The sequence below is a fragment of the Kingella sp. SNUBH-2017 genome, from assembly GCF_028680565.1.
Classification (GTDB): Bacteria; Pseudomonadota; Gammaproteobacteria; order Burkholderiales; family Neisseriaceae; genus Kingella_D; species Kingella_D pumchi.
The window spans coordinates 1-24142 of record NZ_JAPHVK010000002.1 but is presented as its reverse complement, the minus strand read 5'-3'; the positions used below and the strand labels follow the sequence as shown (position 1 = coordinate 24142).

The 24142-nt window shown below is 57.4% G+C and carries 25 protein-coding genes and 3 pseudogenes; 17 read left to right on the top strand and 11 right to left on the bottom strand.

Annotated features, from left to right (window positions below; genetic code table 11):
• The first annotated feature begins 65 nt into the window (after positions 1 to 65).
• The 15 genes from OP500_RS02445 (at position 66) to OP500_RS02375 (ending at position 14995) form a co-directional block, all read left to right on the top strand.
• Complete coding sequence (locus OP500_RS02445) at positions 66 to 284, top strand: hypothetical protein (RefSeq protein WP_274070065.1); 219 nt, start codon at positions 66 to 68, stop codon at positions 282 to 284.
• A 118-nt stretch (positions 285 to 402) separates the two neighbouring features.
• Positions 403 to 1641 (top strand): NADP-dependent isocitrate dehydrogenase, encoded by a 1239-nt coding sequence (gene icd, locus OP500_RS02440; RefSeq protein WP_274070064.1) that lies wholly within the window; start codon positions 403 to 405, stop codon positions 1639 to 1641.
• Positions 1642 to 1847: 206 nt separating this feature from the next.
• A complete protein-coding gene (gene trmA, locus OP500_RS02435) occupies positions 1848 to 2972 on the top strand; it encodes a tRNA (uridine(54)-C5)-methyltransferase TrmA (protein ID WP_443135137.1) in 1125 nt (374 codons plus the stop codon).
• 26 nt (positions 2973 to 2998) lie between these two features.
• The gene (locus tag OP500_RS02430) at positions 2999 to 3616 is read left to right on the top strand and encodes a Smr/MutS family protein (RefSeq protein WP_238747938.1); all 618 of its coding nucleotides are present in this window, start codon (positions 2999 to 3001) and stop codon (positions 3614 to 3616) included.
• Between the two features lie 257 nt (positions 3617 to 3873).
• Entirely contained in the window at positions 3874 to 4662 is a 789-nt protein-coding gene (locus OP500_RS02425; RefSeq protein WP_274070063.1) for a polyamine aminopropyltransferase, read from the top strand.
• Positions 4663 to 4697: 35 nt separating this feature from the next.
• A complete protein-coding gene (panB, locus tag OP500_RS02420) occupies positions 4698 to 5492 on the top strand; it encodes a 3-methyl-2-oxobutanoate hydroxymethyltransferase (RefSeq protein WP_274070062.1) in 795 nt (264 codons plus the stop codon).
• Between the two features lie 4 nt (positions 5493 to 5496).
• Positions 5497 to 5883, top strand: a complete 387-nt coding sequence (locus OP500_RS02415; RefSeq protein ID WP_011837298.1) for a bleomycin resistance protein — start codon at positions 5497 to 5499, stop codon at positions 5881 to 5883.
• A gap of 135 nt (positions 5884 to 6018) precedes the next feature.
• A complete protein-coding gene (pgeF, locus tag OP500_RS02410) occupies positions 6019 to 6813 on the top strand; it encodes a peptidoglycan editing factor PgeF (RefSeq protein ID WP_274070061.1) in 795 nt (264 codons plus the stop codon).
• 129 nt (positions 6814 to 6942) lie between these two features.
• Entirely contained in the window at positions 6943 to 7932 is a 990-nt protein-coding gene (gene pheS / locus OP500_RS02405) for a phenylalanine--tRNA ligase subunit alpha (protein ID WP_274070060.1), read from the top strand.
• A gap of 174 nt (positions 7933 to 8106) precedes the next feature.
• The gene (locus OP500_RS02400) at positions 8107 to 8727 is read left to right on the top strand and encodes an FMN-dependent NADH-azoreductase (RefSeq protein ID WP_070870133.1); all 621 of its coding nucleotides are present in this window, start codon (positions 8107 to 8109) and stop codon (positions 8725 to 8727) included.
• 83 nt (positions 8728 to 8810) lie between these two features.
• Complete coding sequence (locus OP500_RS02395; RefSeq protein ID WP_019270262.1) at positions 8811 to 9218, top strand: VOC family protein; 408 nt, start codon at positions 8811 to 8813, stop codon at positions 9216 to 9218.
• Positions 9219 to 9296: 78 nt separating this feature from the next.
• Positions 9297 to 9602: a hypothetical protein gene (locus tag OP500_RS02390; RefSeq protein ID WP_274070059.1), complete on the top strand. Its 306-nt coding sequence runs from the start codon at positions 9297 to 9299 to the stop codon at positions 9600 to 9602.
• Positions 9603 to 9737: 135 nt separating this feature from the next.
• Complete coding sequence (gene pheT, locus OP500_RS02385) at positions 9738 to 12098, top strand: phenylalanine--tRNA ligase subunit beta (RefSeq protein ID WP_238747920.1); 2361 nt, start codon at positions 9738 to 9740, stop codon at positions 12096 to 12098.
• 219 nt (positions 12099 to 12317) lie between these two features.
• Positions 12318 to 14495 (top strand): malate synthase G, encoded by a 2178-nt coding sequence (locus OP500_RS02380; protein WP_238747917.1) that lies wholly within the window; start codon positions 12318 to 12320, stop codon positions 14493 to 14495.
• Between the two features lie 164 nt (positions 14496 to 14659).
• Positions 14660 to 14995 (top strand): hypothetical protein, encoded by a 336-nt coding sequence (locus OP500_RS02375; protein ID WP_238747916.1) that lies wholly within the window; start codon positions 14660 to 14662, stop codon positions 14993 to 14995.
• A gap of 338 nt (positions 14996 to 15333) precedes the next feature.
• Here the strand turns inward: OP500_RS02375 and OP500_RS02370 are convergent, their stop codons facing one another.
• The 5 genes from OP500_RS02370 to OP500_RS02350 all read right to left on the bottom strand — a co-directional run bounded on the left by OP500_RS02370 (position 15334) and on the right by OP500_RS02350 (position 19731).
• Positions 15334 to 16170, bottom strand: coding sequence for an aminoglycoside O-phosphotransferase APH(6)-Id (locus OP500_RS02370; protein WP_000480968.1), 837 nt, complete (start codon positions 16168 to 16170; stop codon positions 15334 to 15336).
• On the bottom strand, positions 16170 to 16973 hold the full coding sequence (aph(3'')-Ib, locus tag OP500_RS02365; RefSeq protein WP_001082319.1) for an aminoglycoside O-phosphotransferase APH(3'')-Ib: 804 nt from the start codon (positions 16971 to 16973) through the stop codon (positions 16170 to 16172). Before aph(3'')-Ib (OP500_RS02365) ends, OP500_RS02370 begins: the two co-directional genes overlap by 1 nt.
• A 60-nt stretch (positions 16974 to 17033) precedes the next feature.
• Positions 17034 to 17849, bottom strand: coding sequence for a sulfonamide-resistant dihydropteroate synthase Sul2 (gene sul2, locus OP500_RS02360; RefSeq protein WP_001043260.1), 816 nt, complete (start codon positions 17847 to 17849; stop codon positions 17034 to 17036).
• Between the two features lie 306 nt (positions 17850 to 18155).
• Positions 18156 to 19007: a replication protein C, IncQ-type gene (repC, locus tag OP500_RS02355; protein ID WP_000240536.1), complete on the bottom strand. Its 852-nt coding sequence runs from the start codon at positions 19005 to 19007 to the stop codon at positions 18156 to 18158.
• A complete protein-coding gene (locus OP500_RS02350; protein ID WP_159070421.1) occupies positions 18994 to 19731 on the bottom strand; it encodes a helicase RepA family protein in 738 nt (245 codons plus the stop codon). The genes repC and OP500_RS02350 overlap by 14 nt, the downstream gene beginning before the upstream one ends.
• A gap of 199 nt (positions 19732 to 19930) precedes the next feature.
• Between OP500_RS02350 and OP500_RS02345 the strand changes: the two genes are divergently transcribed.
• A complete protein-coding gene (locus OP500_RS02345; RefSeq protein ID WP_000238497.1) occupies positions 19931 to 20215 on the top strand; it encodes a mobilization protein C in 285 nt (94 codons plus the stop codon).
• A 553-nt stretch (positions 20216 to 20768) separates the two neighbouring features.
• Positions 20769 to 20978 (top strand): annotated as a pseudogene (locus OP500_RS02340) (IS91 family transposase); the annotation flags it as partial.
• A gap of 143 nt (positions 20979 to 21121) precedes the next feature.
• Here OP500_RS02340 and OP500_RS02335 read toward each other — a convergent pair.
• The 6 genes and pseudogenes from OP500_RS02335 to OP500_RS02310 form a co-directional block, all read right to left on the bottom strand.
• A complete protein-coding gene (locus OP500_RS02335; RefSeq protein WP_000027057.1) occupies positions 21122 to 21982 on the bottom strand; it encodes a broad-spectrum class A beta-lactamase TEM-1 in 861 nt (286 codons plus the stop codon).
• A 182-nt stretch (positions 21983 to 22164) separates the two neighbouring features.
• Positions 22165 to 22497 (bottom strand): recombinase family protein, encoded by a 333-nt coding sequence (locus tag OP500_RS02330; protein ID WP_001396764.1) that lies wholly within the window; start codon positions 22495 to 22497, stop codon positions 22165 to 22167.
• A gap of 4 nt (positions 22498 to 22501) precedes the next feature.
• Positions 22502 to 22825 (bottom strand): annotated as a pseudogene (locus OP500_RS02325) (aminoglycoside phosphotransferase family protein); the annotation flags it as partial.
• Positions 22825 to 23628: an aminoglycoside O-phosphotransferase APH(3'')-Ib gene (gene aph(3'')-Ib / locus OP500_RS02320; protein WP_001082319.1), complete on the bottom strand. Its 804-nt coding sequence runs from the start codon at positions 23626 to 23628 to the stop codon at positions 22825 to 22827. The pseudogene OP500_RS02325 and the gene aph(3'')-Ib (OP500_RS02320), both read right to left, overlap by 1 nt.
• Positions 23629 to 23693: 65 nt before the next feature.
• The gene (locus OP500_RS02315) at positions 23694 to 24062 is read right to left on the bottom strand and encodes a recombinase family protein (RefSeq protein ID WP_012360778.1); all 369 of its coding nucleotides are present in this window, start codon (positions 24060 to 24062) and stop codon (positions 23694 to 23696) included.
• Positions 24063 to 24067: 5 nt separating this feature from the next.
• Positions 24068 to 24142 (bottom strand): annotated as a pseudogene (locus tag OP500_RS02310) (IS6 family transposase); the annotation flags it as partial.

The window sequence follows — 24142 nt, the reverse complement described above, 5'->3', positions numbered from 1 at the left end:
GCCGTTTCAGGCTGCCTGAAAAAGACAGCACGCGGGCATCATACCCAATTTTGCCGCCGCCCCCAATGAAATTGCGACTCATGCCACAAAATCGGCGCAATCCGTTGCGGCACGCGCAATATTTTGTCCTTTGCAGGCAGCCTGAAAACCGAATAGGCGGTTTTCAGGCTGCTTTCGGGCAAAAAGGCGCCGCCGTTTTTATCCGGGCGGCGGCATACCGATCGGAAAATCTCACGGCATCTGGCGCGCTTGGGGCTGGAAAAAAAGCGCGGATTCAAGCATAATCGCGCGTCGCTGAAACGCGCCACCGGCCGCTTCAACCCGTTCACACACGTTGTTCAGGCAGCCTGAAACGCCGCCGGCGAACATCAGAAAAATATTGTTTGTTTAGGAGACCCGTAAATGACCCATATCAAAATCCCCGCTGCAGGTGCCAAAATCGTTGCCGGCCAGGCCGTGCCGAACAATCCAATTATTCCCTTTATCGAGGGCGACGGCATCGGTGCGGACATCACGCCGGTAATGAAAGACGTGATCGACGCGGCGGTGGCCAAAGCCTACGGCGGCGAGAGAAAAATCCACTGGATGGAAGTCTACGCCGGCGAGAAAGCCACCAAAATCTACGGCGACAACGTCTGGCTGCCCGAAGAAACCCTCGAAGCCCTGAAAGAATACGCCGTATCCATCAAAGGCCCGATGACCACCCCCGTCGGCGGCGGCATCCGCTCGCTCAACGTCGCCCTGCGCCAAGAGCTCGACCTCTACCAATGCGTGCGCCCGGTGCGCTATTTCAACGGCGTGCCCTCGCCGCTGAAAGACCCGAGCAAAACCGACATGGTCATCTTCCGTGAAAACACCGAAGACATCTACGCCGGCATCGAATGGGAAGCCGAAAGCGAGAACTGTAAAAAAGTCGTTTCCTTCCTGCAAAACGAAATGGGCGTGAACAAAATCCGTTTCCCCGAAACCTCCGGCATCGGCATCAAACCCGTTTCCAAACAAGGCACACAGCGTCTGGTGCGCGCCGCCATCCAATACGCCATCGACAACGACAAACCCAGCGTCACCCTCGTGCACAAAGGCAACATCATGAAGTTCACCGAGGGCGGTTTCCGCGACTGGGGCTATGAGCTGGCACAAAAAGAATTCGGCGCGCAGCCCATCGACGGCGGCCCGTGGTGCTCGTTTAAAAACCCGAAAACCGGCAAAGAAATCATCATCAAAGACGCGATTGCCGACGCCTTCCTGCAGCAAATCCTGCTGCGCCCCGCCGAATACAGCGTCATCGCAACTTTGAACCTCAACGGCGACTACATCTCCGACGCACTGGCCGCGCAAGTCGGCGGCATCGGCATCGCCCCCGGCGCCAACATTTCCGACCAATACGCCATCTTCGAAGCCACCCACGGCACCGCACCCAAATACGCCGGCCAGGATAAAGTAAACCCCGGTTCGCTGATTCTGTCCGCCGAAATGATGCTGCGCCACCTGGGCTGGAAAGAAGCCGCCGACCTCGTGATCAGCGCGATGGAAAAAGCCATCGGCGACAAACAGGTCACCTACGATTTCGCCCGCCTGATGGACGGCGCCAACGAAATCTCCTGCTCGGCCTTCGGCAAAGCGATGATCGAGCGCATGTAAACGCCACGGGTTTTTTCAGGCTGCCTGCGGGCAGCCTTTTTTGCGCGCGGCAAAACGCTTAAGCGCCTGCCGCCGCAGACAGGCTGCGCGGCAAACCAACACCGGCAACAACGCGATATTTGCCAAGTCCAACAACACAGCCGCATAGCCAACCGCCTTTTCAGGCTGCCTTTGCCGCTGCCCCGCCGCCGGCCGCTTCCTATATAATGCGCGTCTTTTCCCCCAGTCTGCCCGCCATGTCCGCTCCCGATTACGCCGCCCAGCTTGCCGAAAAAACCGCGCGCCTGACCGCGCTGCTCTCGTCTTTGGGTGCGCCACCGCTTGAAGTGTTCGCCTCGCCCGCCGCCCATTACCGGATGCGGGCGGAATTTCGCATCTGGCACGAAGGCGAAAAGCTGCATTATGCTATGTTCCGCCCCGGCGGCAAGGGCGGGCGCGAGTCGCTGCTGCTGATCGAGCAGTTTGAAGCCGCTTCGCTGGCGATCAACGCGCTGATGCCGCGGCTGCTGGCGGCGGTTTCTGCCGTACCGGTGCTGAAAAACCGCCTTTATCAGTGCGAATTTCTGTCCGCCTCCACCGGCGAAGTGCTGCTCACGCTGATTTACCACAAAAAGCTCGACGATGAATGGCGCCGCGCCGCCGAAGATTTGCAGCGCGAACTGGGCGTATTTCTCATCGGGCGCAGCCGCGGGCAGAAAATCGTGCTGTCGCAAGACTTTGTTACCGAAAAACTGGACGTGATGGGCAGCGAGTTCCGCTACCGCCAATACGAAGGCACGTTTACCCAGCCCAACGCCCGCGTGTGCGAAAAAATGCTCGCCTGGGCCTGCAGCCAAGCACAGGGCGCGGATGGCGATCTGCTCGAACTATACTGCGGCAACGGCAATTTCACCCTGCCGCTGGCGCGCTATTTCCGCCGCGCGCTGGCCACCGAGCTGTCGAAAACCTCGGTGGCGGCGGCGCAATGGAATATCGAAGCCAACGGCGCCAACAACATCGCCGTTGCCCGCCTGTCGGCCGAAGAGTTTGCCGAAGCCTTTGCCGGCAGCCGCCGGTTCCGTCGGCTGGCGGAAAAAGGCATTGATTTGGCCGACTACCGCTTTTCCACCCTGTTTGTCGATCCGCCGCGCGCCGGCTTGGACGAAGCCACGCTGGCGCTGGCGGCGCAGTTTGAGCGCGTGATTTATGTTTCCTGCAATCCCGAAACCCTGCGCGCCAATCTCGAGCGTCTGAGCGCCAGCCACAACATTGCCGCCGCCGCCCTTTTCGACCAGTTTCCGTTTACCCCGCACATCGAAAGCGGCGTGCTGCTGGTGAAAAAAGCAGCCTGAAAACCTTTGCCGCAACCGGAGCAGCCATGAGTTTCCACGACAGCCTGAAAAATCTGCACCGGCAGGCGCAGCAGGAAGCGCAAGCGCGCCAGGAGCGCGAACGCGAAGCTGCGCGCCGCCGTGCCGAAGAAGTTGATTTTGCCAGCGAGATGGCCGGCGTAACCCCGCTTAAAAGCAGCGGCCGCCGCGTCCAAACCGCGCCGCCCAAAGCCATCAAACCGCGCCGCGAGCGGCCGGAGCTGGAAGAAAGCGACGTATTTTACGTCGGCAGCAGCCTGAATGAAGACGTGCCGCCGGTGTTCAGCAAAAACGGCCAGGGCAGCCGCGACATCGAGCGCCTGCAGTCCGGCCATTGGCCGGTGGTGGCCGACGTTGATCTGCACGGCTACACCCAGGACGAAGCGCAGCAGGTGCTCAGCGAATTTATCGCCTTTGTGCAGGCGCGCGGCGTGTGCGGCGAAGTCATCCACGGCAGCGGGCTCGGCTCGCGCGGCTATGTGCCGGTGCTCAAAACGCTGGTGCGCACCTGGCTGATGCGCCACCCCGAAGTGCTGGCCTACGCCGAACCGCGCCCGGGCAACGACGGCGCCGTGCGCATCCTGCTCAAACGCCGCCGCAAAGCCGATCCGTGGGCGGAAGAATAAGGCAGCCTGAAAGGTCGTTTGAATGCCCAAACCGTTTTCAGGCTGCCTGAACCGCCGCAAGTGGGGGCACCGAAACGCTCCAAACCTTTTCAGGCTGCCTGAAAAGTACAAGCATCCAAGCAGCCTGAAACCACCGCCCCCGTTTTTTCAGGCTGCCTCCCCTATAGGGTGCGCACCGCGCACCAAACACCCAAACCTTTCAGGCTGCCTGAAAGCATAAACGCCCAAGCAGCCTGAAAACCCCAGCAAAGATAGCCATGACCCATCCCCACCAACGCCGCCGCATCCGCCGCGTGCTGCCTGAAGCCGGCATTTCCGAAAGCGGCAATATCCGCTCGCTGCATCTGGATTCACCCACCGTGCAAAGCTCGATGAATCTCGACGATCCCAGCGAGCTGGTGCTTTCCTACAGCCGCGCGATGATGGCCTGGCTGATGTTTGTGCCGACGCCGCGCCACATTACCCACATCGGGCTGGGCGGCGGCTCGTTCGCCCGCTGGATCGACGCCTTTTTGCCCGATACCGCGCAAACCGCCGTCGAAATCAATCCGCAGGTGATCCAAATTGCCCGCATGCTGTTCGAGCTGCCGTTTGAAGGCGAAAAATTCGAGATTCTCGAAGCCGACGGCGCCGAATACGTCAAAACCCTCAACGGCGGCACCGACGTGCTGCTGGTGGACGGCTTTGACGGCGAGCAGATTATCGACGACTTGGTCGGCGAAGACTTTTTCCAAGACTGCTGCCGCGCCCTCTCCGCCAACGGCGTGTTCGCCGCCAACTGGTGGAGCGGCGATAAGCGCTACGAACTGTTCAAAGAACGACTCGCGCGCAGCTTCGGCGGCCGCCTGATTGCCGTGCCTGCCGAGAGCCACGGCAATGTGGCGGTGCTGGCCTTCAAGGGTGAAGCGGAAACCGCGCTCGACACCCTCAAGCGCCGCGCCGCCAAGCTGCAGGAGCAATACCGCCTTGATTTCCCCCGCATGCTCGCCGACATCAAAGCCGCCAACCCGCACAACGACAAAAAACTGCGTTTTCAGGCAGCCTGAAACGCTCCGCCACAAATAATGAAGGAATCCGCCCCATGATTACCGTCCCCACCCTGCAAAAAATGAAAGCCGCCGGCGAAAAAATCGCCATGCTCACCTGCTACGAAGCCAGTTTCGCCGCGCTGATGAACCGCGCCGGCGTCGATGCCCTGCTGGTGGGCGACTCGCTGGGTATGACCGTACAGGGGCGTGATTCCACCCTGCCCGTTACCCTGGCCGAGATGTGCTACCACACCGCCGCCGTCGCCCGCGGCAACAGCAACGCGATGATTGTGGCCGACCTGCCTTTCGGCGCCTACCAGCAAAGCCGCGAGCAGGCCTTTGCCGCCGCCGCCGAGCTGATGCGCTCCGGCGCCCACGTCGTCAAACTCGAAGGCGGCGCCTTTATGGCCGACACCACCGCCTTTTTACAGCAGCGCGGCATCCCCGTCTGCGCCCACATCGGCCTGACCCCGCAGTCGGTACACGCACTGGGCGGCTACAAAGTGCAGGGCAAGGGCGACGGTGCCGCCGAACGCCTGCTGGCCGACGCCCGCGCCCACGACGCGGCCGGCGCCGCCATGATTCTGATGGAAGCCGTGCCCGCCGAACTCGGCAGCCGCGTAACCCAAACCGTCGCCGCGCCCACCATCGGCATCGGCGCCGGCGCCGGCTGCGACGGCCAGGTGCTGGTAATGCACGATATGCTCGGCATCTACCCGGGCAAAACCGCCCGCTTCGTCAAAAATTTTATGGACGGCCAAAGCAGCGTTCAGGCTGCCGTCGAAGCTTATGTGCGCGCGGTAAAAGACGGCAGTTTCCCCGCCGCCGAACATACTTTTTCCGCTTAAACCGATGGACTATCAAGCTGTCATTCCTGAATTTGTCGTATCTGACATCAAAAAATCACGCCACTTCTACTGCGACCTGCTAGGATTCTCTGTCGAATACGAGCGTCCAGAGGAGAAATTTCTCTTCCTCTCGCTTGAAGACTGCCAACTTATGCTAGAAGAAGGCAGCGCAGAAGAATTAGCTCAGCTGACCTATCCTTTCGGGCGCGGTGTCAATATTTCCTTTGGCATTGCGGATGTTCCTCAGCTCCACCAAAAACTGCTGGAAGCTGACTATCCTATCCATCGTCCCCTGACAAAAAGAGAATTTCGAGTAGGAGATAGCTTTATTTACCCTCATGAATTTGCGATTTTAGATCCAGATGGTTATTTTTTAAGATTTAGTGAATAAGAAAAAGGAGGCTGCTAGCCTCTTTTTCAGTAGAAAACATGAATTGACAGTCCTGTAAATCCAGTGGCAAAAACCTTTGCTAAATCCCATGAAATCAACAAAGCAGCCTGAAAACATCCGCCCCAATCTCCCGCCATGATTCCGCCCACCCGCAATTTCGACCAAGCCCTGTCGCTGCCCGCGCTGGACGGCAGTTTCTTTGCCGCCGACTGGCCGGCGCCCGCCAATGTCCGCACCCTGATCACCACCCGCCGCGGCGGCCACAGCAAAGGCGCGTATGGCAGCCTGAATGTCGGCGCCCACGTTGGCGACGATCCCGCTGCCGTTGCCGCCAACCGCGCGCTGGTGCAGGCTCAAATTGCGCTGCCGGTGGCCTATCTCAACCAAGTTCACGGCAATACGGCAGTTGCCGCCGCAAGCAGCCTGAAAACGCCGGCCGATGCCGATGCTTCGTTCGACAACAGCAGCCAAGCCGCCTGCGCAGTAATGACCGCCGACTGCCTGCCGGTGCTGTTTTGCGACCACGCCGGCACGGTAGTTGCCGCCGCCCATGCCGGCTGGCGCGGGCTGACCGGCGGCGTGCTGGAAAACACCATCGACGCCATGGGCGTGCCGCCGCTGGAAATCATAGCCTGGCTCGGCCCCGCCATCGGCCCCGAAGCCTTTGAAGTGGGCGAAGACGTGCGCGAAGCCTTCTGCCGCAATTTAAGCGCCGCCGAAGCGGCCTTTCACGCCATCGGCGGCGGCAAATATCTGGCCGACATCTATGCGCTGGCCAAACTGGTGCTGCGCCGCACCGGCGTCAGCCGCATTTACGGCGGCAAACACTGCACGGTGCTGGAGCGCGAACACTTCTTTTCCTACCGCCGCGACGGCCAAACCGGGCGCATGCTCAGCGCTATCTGGCTGCAGCCTGAAAGCACCGGCTGAAAGGGTTTTTACCGCCCGCTCGCTTTTCAGGCTGCCTGAGAAGCCGCGGCAGCCTGAAAAAACAACGCGCCGTTAAATTCGGTTAAAATGCGCGCTTTTTTCCAACCGTCGTCCGCCAAAGTTTCCATCATGTCCCAACCCGACCAAATCACCGCCGCCGGCATCGCCGCCATTGAAGCGGCTGCCGACCAGCAGACGCTTGAACTTGTCAAAGCCCAATACCTCGGCAAAACCGGCGAACTCAACGCCCTGCTCAAGCAGCTCGGCCAAATGTCGCCCGAAGAGCGCAAAACCGTCGGCGCGCACATCAACGAATGCAAAAACCGCTTTCAGACGGCCTACACCGCCAAACGCGACGCGCTGAACGAAGCCAAGCTGCAACAGCGCCTCGCCGCCGAAGCACTCGACATCACCCTGCCCGGCCGCAGCCAAGAGCAAGGCGGCCTGCATCCCGTTACCCTGACCCTGCAGCGCGTGGTCGAACTCTTCCACGGACTCGGCTTCGACGTGGCCGACGGCCCCGAAATCGAAGACGATTTCCACAACTTCCAAGCGCTCAACATCCCTCAAGACCATCCTGCACGCGCCATGCAGGACACGTTCTACGTCGAAAACGGCGACGTTTTGCGCACCCACACCTCGCCCATCCAAATCCGCTACATGCTCGACAAAAAAGAGCCGCCCATCCGCATCATCGCCCCCGGCCGTGTCTATCGCGTGGACAGCGATGCTACGCACTCGCCCATGTTCCACCAAGCTGAAGGTCTGTGGGTAGAAGAAGGCGTAACTTTCGCCGATTTGAAAGCCGTGTTCACCGATTTCATCCGCCGCTTTTTCGAACGCGATGATTTGCAAGTACGTTTCCGTCCGTCTTTCTTCCCGTTCACCGAACCGTCCGCCGAAATCGACATTATGGGCGAAAACGGCAAATGGCTGGAAGTTGGCGGTTGCGGCATGGTGCATCCCAACGTATTGAAAAACGTCAACATCGACCCCGAAAAATACACCGGCTTCGCCTTCGGCATCGGCCTCGACCGTTTCGCTATGTTGCGTTACAACGTGAATGATTTGCGACTGTTTTTTGATAACGATTTGAACTTTTTGAAGCAGTTTGGCTAAGCGATTTTAACTTCATTGCATCTGCTATTTCAGGCGGTTTGAACCTAAAAAGTAGCCTTACTTGCCTTTCAAATAGCTTGAAAATGTCGGATTTGTTAATCTAGGCTACAAGCCTAAACCTGATTTTCCAGCAATTGTTTATTTTCCTATTGTAAAGACAAGGATGCCGAAATTATGGATACTCTGATTATCAACGCACACCCTGACCCGTATTCCTCTGCTTCCGCCACCAATCGCATGGTTGCACACCTGTTATCCAAACTGCCCGTAGGTAGTGCACAAACTGTTAATTTGGCAGAGACTGACATACAGCCGCTGGACAAGGCGGTTCTGGAAATGTTTGTCGCAACTGTGTTCCAAGGGCAGCAGCCGAATGCGGAACAGACCGCTTTGCTGGCACGACTGATGTCGGTAGTAAATCAAGTCAAATCCGCCCGCCGACTCGTCATTGCCTATCCGATGTACAACTTCGGCATTCCCGCCCGTTTGAAAGACTGGTTAGATAATTTAGTTGTGCCTGGCGAAACGTTCCGCTACGGAGCGGATGGTACACCGCGAGGGCTGATGAGTGCGCATAAAGTACTACTGTTGCAGGCTAGTGGTAGTGTTTATACTGATGGACCGATGGCGCAAATGGATTTTGCCTCGAGCTATCTGAAAACGCTGCTTGGCGGCTTTTTAGGTTTTGCTTCAGTGGACACTATCTATGCCGAAGGCACGGCGGGCAACTGGGATGTAGCGGTTCAACGCGCCTGTGCAGAAATTGATGCTGTATTCGGTAGTTTTACGGCCTAGTTGCTCAAACTGGCTAGTTATATCTACGCGGATTACAAGTAGCCTAGCAATACTGGGCTTACTAAACCAATATAGAAAACGTTATGGAACAGCATATTAACTACATCACGCTCGGCGTAGGCGACCTTGCTATTTCCCGCCGTTTTTACCAAGACATATTCGGTTGGCAGGAAACGGTGGACAGTAATGAAAACATTGCGTTTTTTGAAACAGGAAGCGCGCTGCGGTTTGCTCTGTTTGGTAAGGAAGCCTTAGCGCAAGACGCTCAGGTATTAGTGCAGGGTAGCGGTTTTCCATGTTTTACGTTGGCGCATAATGTCGGCAGCGAAGCTGAAGTGGATGCATTATTTTCTGAGCTCGCCTCAAAAAATGTGAATATCGTCAAAGCCCCGCAGAAAGTATTTTGGGGCGGATACAGCGGCTATATCGCCGACCCCGATGGCTTTTTATGGGAAATTGCCTTTAATCCGTTTTTGCAGAAATTACGCTGAAATAGCACGATAAAGGTTACTTGAAAACGGCAGCTTCAGCGAAGTAAAAATCAAATTTGCTTACCCGAAAGCCGAGTCATGAAACGCTATATCGCTCCATCTGCCTGCTATGCACTTGCTGTTGCGCTGTGGTTGCTGTCCATCTATTGCGAAAACCGCTCTTTGTCGTTGGCCGATTTGAAAACCCTGACCGGCGACGATGTGGAAGGTGCAATAAGGTGGTCGAATTATGGATCTGCCTCGTTTATCGTATCCTGTTTTGCCACCGCGATCGGTAGTTGGTTGATGCCGCGGTTTAAAAGCTGGGAGCGTGTAGCGTTTACAGTGAGTGTCACCTTAGGCTATACCTTGCTGGCGTGGTTCGTAACAATATTATTGATTTGATTGCTTAAGGTTTGAAAAGACTATCTGAAAGCAACAGCACCAACAAAGTTAAAAAGCAGATTGCACACCAACATAAACCAGGTCGTCTGAAAACAAAATCTGATAAAAAGTTAATTAGTTGATTGAGAACATAACATGCAATTCTCCTACTCATGGCTGAAAACCCAAGCCGATACCGAACTTTCTGCCGATAAGCTGGAACATCTGTTAACCATGTCCGGCTTGGAAGTGGAAGAAGCCGAGACTGCCGCGCCTGCGTTTGCAGGTGTGGTGATTGCCGAAGTGAAATCCGTTGAAAAACATCCTGATGCCGATCGTTTGAACGTTACTCAAGTTGATGCGGGTACGGGTGAGTTGGTGCAGATTGTGTGCGGTGCGCCGAATGTGAAAGCGGGCATCAAAGTGCCGTGTTCGCTGCCGGGCGCGGTGTTGCCGGGCAATTTCAAAATCAAGCCGGCCAAGATGCGCGGCGTGGTGTCGAACGGGATGTTGTGTTCTACCGACGAGCTCGGTCTGCCCGACGACGGCGTGAACGGCTTGCACGTTCTGCCGCAAGACGCTCCTGTCGGCGCAAACATCCGCGAATATTTGGATTTGGACGACACGGTATTCACGCTGAAAATCACACCGAACCGTGCCGACTGCCTGAGCATCAAAGGCATTGCGCGTGAAGTGTCCGCGCTGACAGGTTGCACGTTCAAGCAGCCTGCAATCCATGCCGCGCCCATCACGGGCAGCCGCAAACAGCCCGTGCAGATTGATGCGCCTGCCGATTGCGGTCGCTTTATCAGTCGCGTGATTGAAAACGTGAATGCGCGCGCCACTACGCCGGATTGGATGAAGCAGCGTTTGGAGCGCAGCGGTATCCGCAGTATTTCCGCGCTGGTGGATATTGGCAATTATGTGATGCTTGAAATTGGTCAGCCGATGCATGTTTTCGATGCCGACAAACTTTCAGGCAGCCTGCACATCCGCCGCGCGCGTGAAGGTGAAACGCTGGAATGCCTGAATGAGAAAACCGTCTCTTTGTCTGAAAACACATTGGTGGTAGCCGATGAAAAAAGCGCGTTGAGTTTGGCAGGCCTGATGGGCGGCGCGGCCAGCGCGGTTTCAGACGGCACGCGCAATATCGTGCTGGAAGCGGCATGGTTTGCGCCGGCCGTGATTGCGGGCAAATCGCGCCAATACGGCTTCGGCTCGGATTCTTCGTTCCGCTTCGAGCGCGGCGTGGACTACCGTTTGCAGGCCGATGCGATTGAACGCGCCACCGAATTGGTATTGCAAATCTGCGGCGGCCAGGTGGGTGAAATGGTGGAAGCCGTGGGCGATTTGCCGTCTGAAAAACGCGTAGGCGTGCGCTTGAGCCGCGTGGCCAAAGTGTTGGGCGTGGACATCGCCGCCGAACAGGTCGAAACCATTTTGCACAAACTCGGTTTGCAGCCTGAAAAAACCGCCGACGGCTTTCAGACGGCCTCACCGAGCTTCCGTTTCGACATCGAAATTGAAGCCGATTTAATCGAAGAAATCGGCCGCGTGTACGGCTACGAAAACATCCCCGACGACGCCACTTCAGGCAGCCTGAAAATGCTGCCGCTGCCCGAAACCCGCCGCCCACGCTTTGCCGTGTACAACGAAATGGCCGCCCGCGGCTACCGCGAAGTGGTCAGCTACGCCTTTGTCGATGAAGCGTGGGAAACCGATTTTGCCGCCAACGCCAACCCAATCCGCCTGCAAAACCCGCTGGCGGCGCAATACGCCGTGATGCGCTCGACGCTGGTGGGCGGCTTGGTCGAAATCCTGCAAAACAACTTAAACCGCAAGCAAAACCGCGTACGCATTTTTGAAATCGCCCGCGTGTTTGCCAAAAATGCCGACGGCAGTTTCGCGCAAAACGAACGCATCGGCGGCCTGTGGTACGGCGCCGCCATGCCCGAGCAATGGGGCGAAAAAACGCGCAACGCCGATTTTTACGACATCAAAGCCGATGTCGAAAACCTGTTGAAAAACAGCAAAATCGAGTTTGCCAAAACCGCTCATCCCGCGCTGCACCCCGGCCGCGCCGCCGAAATCGTTTCAGACGGCCGCGTGATTGGTTTTGTCGGCGAGCTGCACCCAAAATGGTTGCAAAAATACGACCTGCCGCAAGCGCCGCTGGTGTTTGAAATCGATATGGACGCGGTTTTGCTGCGCGAGAAAACCCGTTACCAGCCGGTATCCAAATTCCAGGCCGTGCGCCGCGATTTGGCCTTTGTGCTGCCGGAAAATGTGTCCTACGCCGAACTAGAAAGCAGCCTGAAAACCGTTTCCAGCCCGCTGGTGCAGGAAATCGCGCTGTTTGACGTCTACCGCGGCACCGGCCTGCCCGAAGGCATGAAGAGCATGGCGGTGAAAGTAGTGTTGCAGGACATGGAAAACACGCTCACCGACGAAGCCGTCGAGCCGGTAATGGCCAAGCTGGTGGACGCGGCGGCGGCCGTGGGCGGCCGTTTGCGCTGAATCCGCATCTTCCAAACAAACACGCGCCGGAAAATCCGGCGCGTGTTTTTTCAGGCTGCCTGAAACCCTCCATAGCGCTGCCTGCTATCCGGAAGCCGGCCTACTTTTGCCGTTTTTCCCTTACTCTATTTCAAATCCCTTGAACAGAATTTACACAAATGATAAGGTTGTAACCGCCTGTAATCGGCACATCAGAAAAACAAACTTGGAGAAACCCCTATGCCTTACCAATACATCGCCGCCGCCGGTCTGCAGATCGACAAGCATCTCTACCGCCTGATTGAAGACGACATCTTGCCCGCGCATCCGAAACTTGACTCTGCCGCCTTTTGGCCGGGTTTTGCCGCGCTTTTGGCAGAGTTTACGCCGCAAAACCGCGCCCTGTTGGCCGAGCGCGACCGTCTTCAGGCTGCCATCGACGGCTGGCACCGCAGCCATCCCAATTTCGATGCCGCCGCCTATCAGGCTTTTCTGCGCGAAATCGGCTATCTGGCCGATGAGCCTGCGCCCTTTAAAATCGAAACCGCCAATGTCGATCGCGAGCTGGCCGAGCAGGCCGGGCCGCAGCTGGTGGTGCCGATCAACAATGCCCGCTACGCCTTAAACGCCGCCAATGCGCGCTGGGGCAGCCTGTACGACGCGCTCTACGGCACCGACGCCATCAACCAGCCCGGCGTGCCGGCAGCCGGCGGCGCTTACAATCCCGACCGCGGCCGCGCGGTTATCACCTTTGCCCGCCGTTTTCTCGACGAAAGCCTGCCGCTTGCGGCCGGCAGCCACCGCGATGCCGTGCGCTACCATTTGGATTCAGGCAGCCTGAAAGTGAGTTTGGCCGACGGCAGCGAAACCACGCTCAAGCAGCCTGAAAATTTTGTCGGCTACAACGGCAGCGCCGATGCGCCCTCTTCGCTGCTGTTTCTGCACAACGGCCTGCACATCGATATTCTGATCGATCCCACTTCCCCCATCGGCGGCCAGGATGCGGCCGGCATCAAAGACATCGTGCTCGAAGCCGCGCTCTCAACGATTATGGACTGCGAAGACTCGGTGGCCGCGGTGGACGGCGAAGACAAAGCGCTGGTGTACCGCAACTGGCTCGGCCTGATGCGCGGCACGCTCAGCGAAGAAGTCGAGAAAAACGGCAAAACCTTTACCCGCCGCCTGAATCCCGACCGCGAATACACCGCGCCCGACGGCAGCCGTTTCAGCCTGCCCGGCCGCTCGCTGCTGTTTATCCGCAACGTCGGCCACCTGATGACCACGCCGGCGGTGCTCGATGCCGACGGCAAGGAAATCCCCGAAGGCATTCTCGACTGCGTGATGACCGCACTGATCGCCCCTTTCGATTTCGCCCGCAACAGCAACAAAAACAGCCGCAGCGGTTCGGTTTATATCGTCAAACCGAAAATGCACGGCGCCGAAGAAGTCGCCTTTGCCGACTGCCTGTTTGCCGCCGTCGAAAAACTCACCAGCCTGCCGGCCGACACTCTGAAAATGGGGATTATGGACGAAGAGCGCCGCACCTCGCTCAATCTGGCCGCCTGCATCGCCGCCGCCAAACGGCGCGTGGTGTTCATCAACACCGGTTTTCTCGACCGCACCGGCGACGAAATCCACACTTCGATGCATGCCGGCGCGATGATCCGCAAAAACGATATGAAAAACAGCGCTTGGATCAAAGCCTACGAAGCCAGCAACGTGCAAACCGGCCTAGCCTGCGGTTTGGCGCACAAAGCGCAAATCGGCAAAGGCATGTGGGCGATGCCCGATTTGATGGCGAAAATGCTGGCGGAAAAAAGCGGCCACCCCAAAGCCGGTGCCACCACCGCCTGGGTGCCCTCGCCCACCGCCGCCACCCTGCACGCCATCCACTACCACCAGACCAATGTGTTTGACGTACAGCAAAAGCTGCCCCGCCACGATGCAGGCAGCCTGAAAGCCGATCTGCTCACCATTCCGCTGGCCGCCGACACCGCTTGGAGCGCCGAAGACAAGCGCCAGGAGTTGGACAACAACTGCCAGGGCATCCTCGGCTATGTGGTGCGCTGGGTCGAACAGGGCATCGGCTGCTCGAAAGTGCCGGACATCCACAACATTGGCCTGATGGAAGACCGCGCCACCCTGCGCATTTCCAGCCAGCACATCGCCAACTGGCTGCTGCACGGCATCGTCAGCCGCGACGAAGTGCGCGCCAGCCTCGAGCGCATGGCCGCGGTGGTGGACAGCCAAAACCAACACGATCCCGCCTATGTGCCGATGGTCGGCCGTTTCGAGCTTTCCCCCGCCTTTCAGGCTGCCTGCGACCTGATTTTCAAAGGCGGCGAGCAAACCAACGGCTACACCGAACCGCTGCTGCACCACTGGCGCCGCGTCGCCAAGTCCGAAGCCAAAGGCTGACGCCGGACGGTACGGCGGCGGGCAGGCATCCGCCGCCGTTACTCTATAGCGCAAACGCTTACACTATATCAAAACAAAATAATTTAAAATCAACAAATTACTTGCACTTTCGCTCTCGAACCGCTATGATTGCGACTCCCAGCAACCGACAAAAGGAAAACACCATGAGCCACCATACCCATGCCAACCATCCCCATGTTCACGGCGCAGGCTGCGGCCACACCGCCATCAAACACGGCGACCATATCGACTACCTGCACGACGGCCACCTGCACCACGCCCACGAAGGCCATTACGACGAGCACAGCCTGGAAGTAAACGCCACCAATCCCGACGGCTGCCATCCGGTCGATACCTGCGCCGGCCACGCCCATGGCGAAGGCTGCGGCCACGAAGCCGTGCCGCACGGCGACCATGTGGACTACATCGTCAACGGCCGCCTGCACCACCAGCACGGCGACCATTGCGACGACCACGGCCCGGTAGAAATCGTCGGCTGATAGCTTGTTTCTCCGACAAATGCCGCATCTGCACGCAAGCAGATGCGGCGTTTGTGCTGTCTGCCTGACCGACGGCAGCCGTTTTCAGGCTGCCTGCCATAGCGTTTGCCGAACTGTCCGGCCGGCGGATGCCCAGTTATATTTCCCAAGCAAAAAGCAGCCTGAAAACCCCTACTATGGTTTTCAGGCTGCTTTTTCGCATTCACAGCAGATTGCCATCCCTACCCTTTCAGGGGTCGTTTGCGGGAGAGGGCGAAATCCTACGCTAAGGCTTTGGCCAACGATATTCTCCGGTAAGATTGATGTGTTCCCAGGGGATAGGAGAAGTCGCTTGATATCTAGTATGACGTCTGTCGCACCTGCTTGATCGCGGCCGCGATAGCTAGATCGCGTTGCTCCTCTTCTCCATCCGCGTTCCAAGCTGCGGAAAGGCACCCATAAGCGTACGCCTGGTCGAGCAGGCGACGCGGATCGACGTCCAGCGCACGAGAGAATGCGTCCGCCATCTGTGCAATGCGTCTAGGATCGAGACAAAGGTCGTCTCTGTCAGCCGGATCGTAGAACATATTGGCGGCGCCAAAGCCCACTTCACCGACCAGACCGACGGGATCTATCACCAGCCAGCCGCGACTGGAGAACATGATGTTTTCATGATGCAGATCGCCATGTAGCCCACGCAGTTCCGAGGCATTGCTCATCATTTGATCGGCTATAATCGCCGCGTGGACGTAGTCAGTTTGACAACCTGCGTTTTGATCATCGCGCGCCCGCTGAAACAAAGCTGCAAAGCGATCCCGGATCGGGAGAAGGGCAGAAGGCAGGGGTTCCTCAGATGCGGCATACAGCTTCGCCATTAGTTCCGCTGCAATTTCGGTCGCCTGGTAGTCGCCGTGCTCGGCAACGATGTGAGAGAGCATTCGCTCCCCGGCATATTCGAGCAACATCAGATTGTTCTCACGACCGAGCAACCGGACTGCTCCCCTCCCATTGCGCCATACCAGATAGTCGGCCCCGCGCAGTTCATCAGCAATGTCTTCTATAGGTTTCAATCCCTTGACGATTGCAGGAGTCCCGTCTGGCAATGAAACTTTCCAAACGAGGCTGGAAAAGGTGTCCGCAATGAGAACAGGTTGCGAAACGTGCCAATGAGCAGGAAAAACAGGCGGCATGAACATCAACCCCAAGTCAGAGGGTCCAATCGCAGATAGAAGGCAAGGCGTTCGCGGTCGGGGGCTTCGATCCCCAATACATTGAATAGGACAGCGAAGGCGCGCTCTGCTTCATCTGGCGCTGCCCAGTTCTCTTCGGCGTTAGCAATCATGAGTGCCAAATCGGCATAGCGATCTGCTGTTCCGAGCCGCCCAAGGTCGATCAGACCCGTGCATTGAAGAGTTTTAGGGTCCACCATGAAGTTCGGCATGCAGGGATCACCATGGCAAACAACCATATCGGTGCGCTCTTGGTCGAGCCGCACCGGTAGCTCTCGTTCGACACGAGCCAAAAGATCGAGCTGCGGCGTACTCTTGTCCTCGTCCGGTAAGAAGTCGGGATTGACGGCATTGCGGGACACCACATCAACGGCGCGTCCGAACATTCGCGACAGCCTGCGCTCAAACGGACATTGATCAACCGATAGGCTGTGAACAGCGCCAAGTTGCTGCCCCATTGACGGCCACGCTTTGAGCAAATCCGCTCCAGACAGATCAGCCGCCGGTACTCCCGGAATTGCCGTTATCACCAAGCATGCACCCTCCTGTTCCTCCTGCCAGTTGATCACCTCGGGGCAAGCCACACCTCGACCTTTGAGCCAAATGAGGCGGTCACGCTCTCCAGCGAGCTCACCGCGGCGGGAAGCAGGTGCGATTTTCGCGAAGGCATGCCCGTCACCACGTCGAAAAACAAAATCACCAGATTCTCCGCCTCTGACAGGCAACCAGTCAGAATGCGATTCACCAAAAAAAATATTAGTTCGATTCAATGGAGGTTCCTTCAGTTTTCTGATGAAGCGCGAATATAGAGAAATATCCCGAATGTGCAGTTAACGAATTCTTGCGGTTTCTTTCAGCGCCGCCAATACCGCCAGCCCGTCGCGCAAGGGGCGCGGCTCGTGTGTGCGGATGAAGTCAGCTCCACCTGCGGCGGCGGCAAGCTCTGCAGCGAGTGTCGCGGCCCCGACATCCCCCGGACCACGGCCTGTGAGCGCGCGCAGAAAGGATTTGCGCGAAACAGACAGAAGCACCGGCAAATCGAAGCGCAGCCGCAATTCATCGAACCGCGCCAGCACCGAGAGCGAGGTTTCGGGAGCAGCCCCCAGAAAAAACCCCATGCCGGGATCAAGGACAAGGCGGTTGCGTTTGATACCGGCACCCGTCAGCGCCGCGATGCGCGCGTCAAAGAACGCCGCAATGTGATCCATGATGTCGCCAGCGGGTGCCTCGCGCCGATCTGCCTGCCCGTCTTGCACCGAATGCATAACGACGAGTTTGGCAGATGATTTCGCCAATTGCGGATAGAACGCAGCGTCTGGAAAACCGCGAATATCATTGAGATAGGCCACACCACGCGACAAGGCATAGGCTTGCGTCGCGGGTTGATAACTGTCGAGCGAGACGGGAATGCCATCTGCCTTGAGCGCGTCCAGCACCGGCGCGATACGCGCGATTTCTGTGTCGGACGAAACAGGCGCGGCGTCGGGATTGCTGGATGCCGGACCGAGGTCGATCACATCTGCCCCCTCGGCCATCAGCTTACGCGCCTGCGCAATGGCTGCGTCTGGCGCCAGATACCGGCCTCCATCGGAGAAACTGTCCGAGGTTATGTTGACGATGCCGAAAATGATGAGCGATTTATTCATGGGGGCTTCTATAATAATAATAATCGAGCATGAGTATCATACGGATGCTCGGGTCGAAAGGGAATCCCCAGGCGAGTAACCTGTTTGCGGTGATCCATTAGCTGCAGGAGCAGAAGAGCATACATCTGGAAGCAAAGCCAGGAAAGCGGCCTATGGAGCTGTGCGGCAGCGCTCAGTAGGCAATTTTTCAAAATATTGTTAAGCCTTTTCTGAGCATGGTATTTTTCATGGTATTACCAATTAGCAGGAAAATAAGCCATTGAATATAAAAGATAAAAATGTCTTGTTTACAATAGAGTGGGGGGGTCAGCCTGCCGCCTTGGGCCGGGTGATGTCGTACTTGCCCGCCGCGAACTCGGTTACCGTCCAGCCCAGCGCGACCAGCTCCGGCAACGCCTCGCGCACCCGCTGGCGGCGCTTGCGCATGGTCGAACCACTGGCCTCTGACGGCCAGACATAGCCGCACAAGGTATCTATGGAAGCCTTGCCGGTTTTGCCGGGGTCGATCCAGCCACACAGCCGCTGGTGCAGCAGGCGGGCGGTTTCGCTGTCCAGCGCCCGCACCTCGTCCATGCTGATGCGCACATGCTGGCCGCCACCCATGACGGCCTGCGCGATCAAGGGGTTCAGGGCCACGTACAGGCGCCCGTCCGCCTCGTCGCTGGCGTACTCCGACAGCAGCCGAAACCCCTGCCGCTTGCGGCCATTCTGGGCGATGATGGATACCTTCCAAAGGCGCTCGATGCAGTCCTGTATGTGCTTGAGCGCCCCACCACTATCGACCTCTGCCCCGATTTCCTTTGCCAGCGCCCGATAGCTACCTTTGACCACCATGGCATCAGCGGTGACGGCCTCCCACTTGGGTTCCAGGAACAGCCGGAGCTGCCGTCCGCCTTCGGTCTTGGGTTCCGGGCCAAGCACTAGGCCATTAGGCCCAGCCATGGCCACCAGCCCTTGCAGGATGCGCAGATCATCAGCGCCCAGCGGCTCCGGGCCGCTGAACTCGATCCGCTTGCCGTCGCCGTAGTCATACGTCACGTCCAGCTTGCTGCGCTTGCGCTCGCCCCGCTTGAGGGCACGGAACAGGCCGGGGGCCAGACAGTGCGCCGGGTCGTGCCGGACGTGGCTGAGGCTGTGCTTGTTCTTAGGCTTCACCACGGGGCACCCCCTTGCTCTTGCGCTGCCTCTCCAGCACGGCGGGCTTGAGCACCCCGCCGTCATGCCGCCTGAACCACCGATCAGCGAACGGTGCGCCATAGTTGGCCTTGCTCACACCGAAGCGGACGAAGAACCGGCGCTGGTCGTCGTCCACACCCCATTCCTCGGCCTCGGCGCTGGTCATGCTCGACAGGTAGGACTGCCAGCGGATGTTATCGACCAGTACCGAGCTGCCCCGGCTGGCCTGCTGCTGGTCGCCTGCGCCCATCATGGCCGCGCCCTTGCTGGCATGGTGCAGGAACACGATAGAGCACCCGGTATCGGCGGCGATGGCCTCCATGCGACCGATAACCTGGGCCATGGGGCCGCTGGCGTTTTCTTCCTCGATGTGGAACCGGCGCAGCGTGTCCAGCACCATCAGGCGGCGGCCCTCGGCGGCGCGCTTGAGGCCGTCGAACCACTCCGGGGCCATGATGTTGGGCAGGCTGCCGATCAGCGGCTGGATCAGCAGGCCGTCAGCCACGGCTTGCCGTTCCTCGGCGCTGAGGTGCGCCCCAAGGGCGTGCAGGCGGTGATGAATGGCGGTGGGCGGGTCTTCGGCGGGCAAGACTTCATCCATGTCGCGGGCATACTTGCCTTCGCGCTGGATGTAGTCGGCCTTGGCCCTGGCCGATTGGCCGCCCGACCTGCTGCCGGTTTTCGCCGTAAGGTGATAAATCGCCATGCTGCCTCGCTGTTGCTTTTGCTTTTCGGCTCCATGCAATGGCCCTCGGAGAGCGCACCGCCCGAAGGGTGGCCGTTAGGCCAGTTTCTCGAAGAGAAACCGGTAAGTGCGCCCTCCCCCTACAAAGTAGGGTCGGGATTGCCGCCGCTGTGCCTCCATGATAGCCTACGAGACAGCACATTAACAATGGGGTGTCAAGATGGTTAAGGGGAGCAACAAGGCGGCGGATCGGCTGGCCAAGCTCGAAGAACAACGAGCGCGAATCAATGCCGAAATTCAGCGGGTGCGGGCAAGGGAACAGCAGCAAGAGCGCAAGAACGAAACAAGGCGCAAGGTGCTGGTGGGGGCCATGATTTTGGCCAAGGTGAACAGCAGCGAGTGGCCGGAGGATCGGCTCATGGCGGCAATGGATGCGTACCTTGAACGCGACCACGACCGCGCCTTGTTCGGTCTGCCGCCACGCCAGAAGGATGAGCCGGGCTGAATGATCGACCGAGACAGGCCCTGCGGGGCTGCACACGCGCCCCCACCCTTCGGGTAGGGGGAAAGGCCGCTAAAGCGGCTAAAAGCGCTCCAGCGTATTTCTGCGGGGTTTGGTGTGGGGTTTAGCGGGCTTTGCCCGCCTTTCCCCCTGCCGCGCAGCGGTGGGGCGGTGTGTAGCCTAGCGCAGCGAATAGACCAGCTATCCGGCCTCTGGCCGGGCATATTGGGCAAGGGCAGCAGCGCCCCACAAGGGCGCTGATAACCGCGCCTAGTGGATTATTCTTAGATAATCATGGATGGATTTTTCCAACACCCCGCCAGCCCCCGCCCCTGCTGGGTTTGCAGGTTTGGGGGCGTGACAGTTATTGCAGGGGTTCGTGACAGTTATTGCAGGGGGGCGTGACAGTTATTGCAGGGGTTCGTGACAGTTAGTACGGGAGTGACGGGCACTGGCTGGCAATGTCTAGCAACGGCAGGCATTTCGGCTGAGGGTAAAAGAACTTTCCGCTAAGCGATAGACTGTATGTAAACACAGTATTGCAAGGACGCGGAACATGCCTCATGTGGCGGCCAGGACGGCCAGCCGGGATCGGGATACTGGTCGTTACCAGAGCCACCGACCCGAGCAAACCCTTCTCTATCAGATCGTTGACGAGTATTACCCGGCATTCGCTGCGCTTATGGCAGAGCAGGGAAAGGAATTGCCGGGCTATGTGCAACGGGAATTTGAAGAATTTCTCCAATGCGGGCGGCTGGAGCAGGGGTCTGACGCTCAGTGGAACGAAAACTCACGTTAAGGGATTTTGGTCATGAGATTATCAAAAAGGATCTTCACCTAGATCCTTTTAAATTAAAAATGAAGTTTTAAATCAATCTAAAGTATATATGAGTAAACTTGGTCTGACAGTTACCAATGCTTAATCAGTGAGGCACCTATCTCAGCGATCTGTCTATTTCGTTCATCCATAGTTGCCTGACTCCCCGTCGTGTAGATAACTACGATACGGGAGGGCTTACCATCTGGCCCCAGTGCTGCAATGATACCGCGAGACCCACGCTCACCGGCTCCAGATTTATCAGCAATAAACCAGCCAGCCGGAAGGGCCGAGCGCAGAAGTGGTCCTGCAACTTTATCCGCCTCCATCCAGTCTATTAATTGTTGCCGGGAAGCTAGAGTAAGTAGTTCGCCAGTTAATAGTTTGCGCAACGTTGTTGCCATTGCTGCAGGCATCGTGGTGTCACGCTCGTCGTTTGGTATGGCTTCATTCAGCTCCGGTTCCCAACGATCAAGGCGAGTTACATGATCCCCCATGTTGTGCAAAAAAGCGGTTAGCTCCTTCGGTCCTCCGATCGTTGTCAGAAGTAAGTTGGCCGCAGTGTTATCACTCATGGTTATGGCAGCACTGCATAATTCTCTTACTGTCATGCCATCCGTAAGATGCTTTTCTGTGACTGGTGAGTACTCAACCAAGTCATTCTGAGAATAGTGTATGCGGCGACCGAGTTGCTCTTGCCCGGCGTCAACACGGGATAATACCGCGCCACATAGCAGAACTTTAAAAGTGCTCATCATTGGAAAACGTTCTTCGGGGCGAAAACTCTCAAGGATCTTACCGCTGTTGAGATCCAGTTCGATGTAACCCACTCGTGCACCCAACTGATCTTCAGCATCTTTTACTTTCACCAGCGTTTCTGGGTGAGCAAAAACAGGAAGGCAAAATGCCGCAAAAAAGGGAATAAGGGCGACACGGAAATGTTGAATACTCATACTCTTCCTTTTTCAATATTATTGAAGCATTTATCAGGGTTATTGTCTCATGAGCGGATACATATTTGAATGTATTTAGAAAAATAAACAAATAGGGGTTCCGCGCACATTTCCCCGAAAAGTGCCACCTGACGTCTAAGAAACCATTATTATCATGACATTAACCTATAAAAATAGGCGTATCACGAGGCCCTTTCGTCTTCAAGAATTTTATAAACCGTGGAGCGGGCAATACTGAGCTGATGAGCAATTTCCGTTGCACCAGTGCCCTTCTGATGAAGCGTCAGCACGACGTTCCTGTCCACGGTACGCCTGCGGCCAAATTTGATTCCTTTCAGCTTTGCTTCCTGTCGGCCCTCATTCGTGCGCTCTAGGATCCTCCGGCGTTCAGCCTGTGCCACAGCCGACAGGATGGTGACCACCATTTGCCCCATATCACCGTCGGTACTGATCCCGTCGTCAATAAACCGAACCGCTACACCCTGAGCATCAAACTCTTTTATCAGTTGGATCATGTCGCATTAGTTCCGCTGCAATTTCGGTCGCCTGGTAGTCGCCGTGCTCGGCAACGATGTGAGAGAGCATTCGCTCCCCGGCATATTCGAGCAACATCAGATTGTTCTCACGACCGAGCAACCGGACTGCTCCCCTCCCATTGCGCCATACCAGATAGTCGGCCCCGCGCAGTTCATCAGCAATGTCTTCTATAGGTTTCAATCCCTTGACGATTGCAGGAGTCCCGTCTGGCAATGAAACTTTCCAAACGAGGCTGGAAAAGGTGTCCGCAATGAGAACAGGTTGCGAAACGTGCCAATGAGCAGGAAAAACAGGCGGCATGAACATCAACCCCAAGTCAGAGGGTCCAATCGCAGATAGAAGGCAAGGCGTTCGCGGTCGGGGGCTTCGATCCCCAATACATTGAATAGGACAGCGAAGGCGCGCTCTGCTTCATCTGGCGCTGCCCAGTTCTCTTCGGCGTTAGCAATCATGAGTGCCAAATCGGCATAGCGATCTGCTGTTCCGAGCCGCCCAAGGTCGATCAGACCCGTGCATTGAAGAGTTTTAGGGTCCACCATGAAGTTCGGCATGCAGGGATCACCATGGCAAACAACCATATCGGTGCGCTCTTGGTCGAGCCGCACCGGTAGCTCTCGTTCGACACGAGCCAAAAGATCGAGCTGCGGCGTACTCTTGTCCTCGTCCGGTAAGAAGTCGGGATTGACGGCATTGCGGGACACCACATCAACGGCGCGTCCGAACATTCGCGACAGCCTGCGCTCAAACGGACATTGATCAACCGATAGGCTGTGAACAGCGCCAAGTTGCTGCCCCATTGACGGCCACGCTTTGAGCAAATCCGCTCCAGACAGATCAGCCGCCGGTACTCCCGGAATTGCCGTTATCACCAAGCATGCACCCTCCTGTTCCTCCTGCCAGTTGATCACCTCGGGGCAAGCCACACCTCGACCTTTGAGCCAAATGAGGCGGTCACGCTCTCCAGCGAGCTCACCGCGGCGGGAAGCAGGTGCGATTTTCGCGAAGGCATGCCCGTCACCACGTCGAAAAACAAAATCACCAGATTCTCCGCCTCTGACAGGCAACCAGTCAGAATGCGATTCACCAAAAAAAATATTAGTTCGATTCAATGGAGGTTCCTTCAGTTTTCTGATGAAGCGCGGAGGTGGCTCAACCTGCGAAAAGAAACGAGTTGCTACGTAAGTCCGAGAACATGCTTTCCATGGTCTCTGAGCTCGCCTTTGGGACCGACATATCGGTAGAGAGTGACGCGCTCGATGCCGAGTTCCTTGCAGAGATCGGAAACTGAAGTATCGCGCTGGGCCATGGCGGCTTGCGCGAGACGCACCTGAGCTTTGGTGAGCGCGAATTTTCGTCCGCCCTTGCGACCGCGCGCTCTCGCGGAGGCGAGACCCGCCATGGTGCGCTCTCGGATCAGATCCCGCTCGAACTCGGCCAAGGTGGCGAAGATTCCGAACACCATGCGACCGGACGCAGTCGTGGTGTCGATCTGAGCGGGCACTGTTGCAAAGTTAGCGATGAGGCAGCCTTTTGTCTTATTCAAAGGCCTTACATTTCAAAAACTCTGCTTACCAGGCGCATTTCGCCCAGGGGATCACCATAATAAAATGCTGAGGCCTGGCC

Bases quoted from the DNA above. Each gene is read 5' to 3' on its own strand.
- OP500_RS02445 (WP_274070065.1), top strand. From the start codon at position 66: ATGAAATTGCGACTCATGCCACAAAATCGGCGCAATCCGTTGCGGCAC.
- icd (WP_274070064.1), top strand. From the start codon at position 403: ATGACCCATATCAAAATCCCCGCTGCAGGTGCCAAAATCGTTGCCGGC.
- trmA (WP_443135137.1), top strand. From the start codon at position 1,848: ATGCGCGTCTTTTCCCCCAGTCTGCCCGCCATGTCCGCTCCCGATTAC.
- OP500_RS02430 (WP_238747938.1), top strand. From the start codon at position 2,999: ATGAGTTTCCACGACAGCCTGAAAAATCTGCACCGGCAGGCGCAGCAG.
- OP500_RS02425 (WP_274070063.1), top strand. From the start codon at position 3,874: ATGACCCATCCCCACCAACGCCGCCGCATCCGCCGCGTGCTGCCTGAA.
- panB (WP_274070062.1), top strand. From the start codon at position 4,698: ATGATTACCGTCCCCACCCTGCAAAAAATGAAAGCCGCCGGCGAAAAA.
- OP500_RS02415 (WP_011837298.1), top strand. From the start codon at position 5,497: ATGGACTATCAAGCTGTCATTCCTGAATTTGTCGTATCTGACATCAAA.
- pgeF (WP_274070061.1), top strand. From the start codon at position 6,019: ATGATTCCGCCCACCCGCAATTTCGACCAAGCCCTGTCGCTGCCCGCG.
- pheS (WP_274070060.1), top strand. From the start codon at position 6,943: ATGTCCCAACCCGACCAAATCACCGCCGCCGGCATCGCCGCCATTGAA.
- OP500_RS02400 (WP_070870133.1), top strand. From the start codon at position 8,107: ATGGATACTCTGATTATCAACGCACACCCTGACCCGTATTCCTCTGCT.
- OP500_RS02395 (WP_019270262.1), top strand. From the start codon at position 8,811: ATGGAACAGCATATTAACTACATCACGCTCGGCGTAGGCGACCTTGCT.
- OP500_RS02390 (WP_274070059.1), top strand. From the start codon at position 9,297: ATGAAACGCTATATCGCTCCATCTGCCTGCTATGCACTTGCTGTTGCG.
- pheT (WP_238747920.1), top strand. From the start codon at position 9,738: ATGCAATTCTCCTACTCATGGCTGAAAACCCAAGCCGATACCGAACTT.
- OP500_RS02380 (WP_238747917.1), top strand. From the start codon at position 12,318: ATGCCTTACCAATACATCGCCGCCGCCGGTCTGCAGATCGACAAGCAT.
- OP500_RS02375 (WP_238747916.1), top strand. From the start codon at position 14,660: ATGAGCCACCATACCCATGCCAACCATCCCCATGTTCACGGCGCAGGC.
- OP500_RS02370 (WP_000480968.1), bottom strand. From the start codon at position 16,170: ATGTTCATGCCGCCTGTTTTTCCTGCTCATTGGCACGTTTCGCAACCT.
- sul2 (WP_001043260.1), bottom strand. From the start codon at position 17,849: ATGAATAAATCGCTCATCATTTTCGGCATCGTCAACATAACCTCGGAC.
- OP500_RS02350 (WP_159070421.1), bottom strand. From the start codon at position 19,731: ATGGCGATTTATCACCTTACGGCGAAAACCGGCAGCAGGTCGGGCGGC.
- OP500_RS02345 (WP_000238497.1), top strand. From the start codon at position 19,931: ATGGTTAAGGGGAGCAACAAGGCGGCGGATCGGCTGGCCAAGCTCGAA.
- OP500_RS02335 (WP_000027057.1), bottom strand. From the start codon at position 21,982: ATGAGTATTCAACATTTCCGTGTCGCCCTTATTCCCTTTTTTGCGGCA.
- OP500_RS02330 (WP_001396764.1), bottom strand. From the start codon at position 22,497: ATGATCCAACTGATAAAAGAGTTTGATGCTCAGGGTGTAGCGGTTCGG.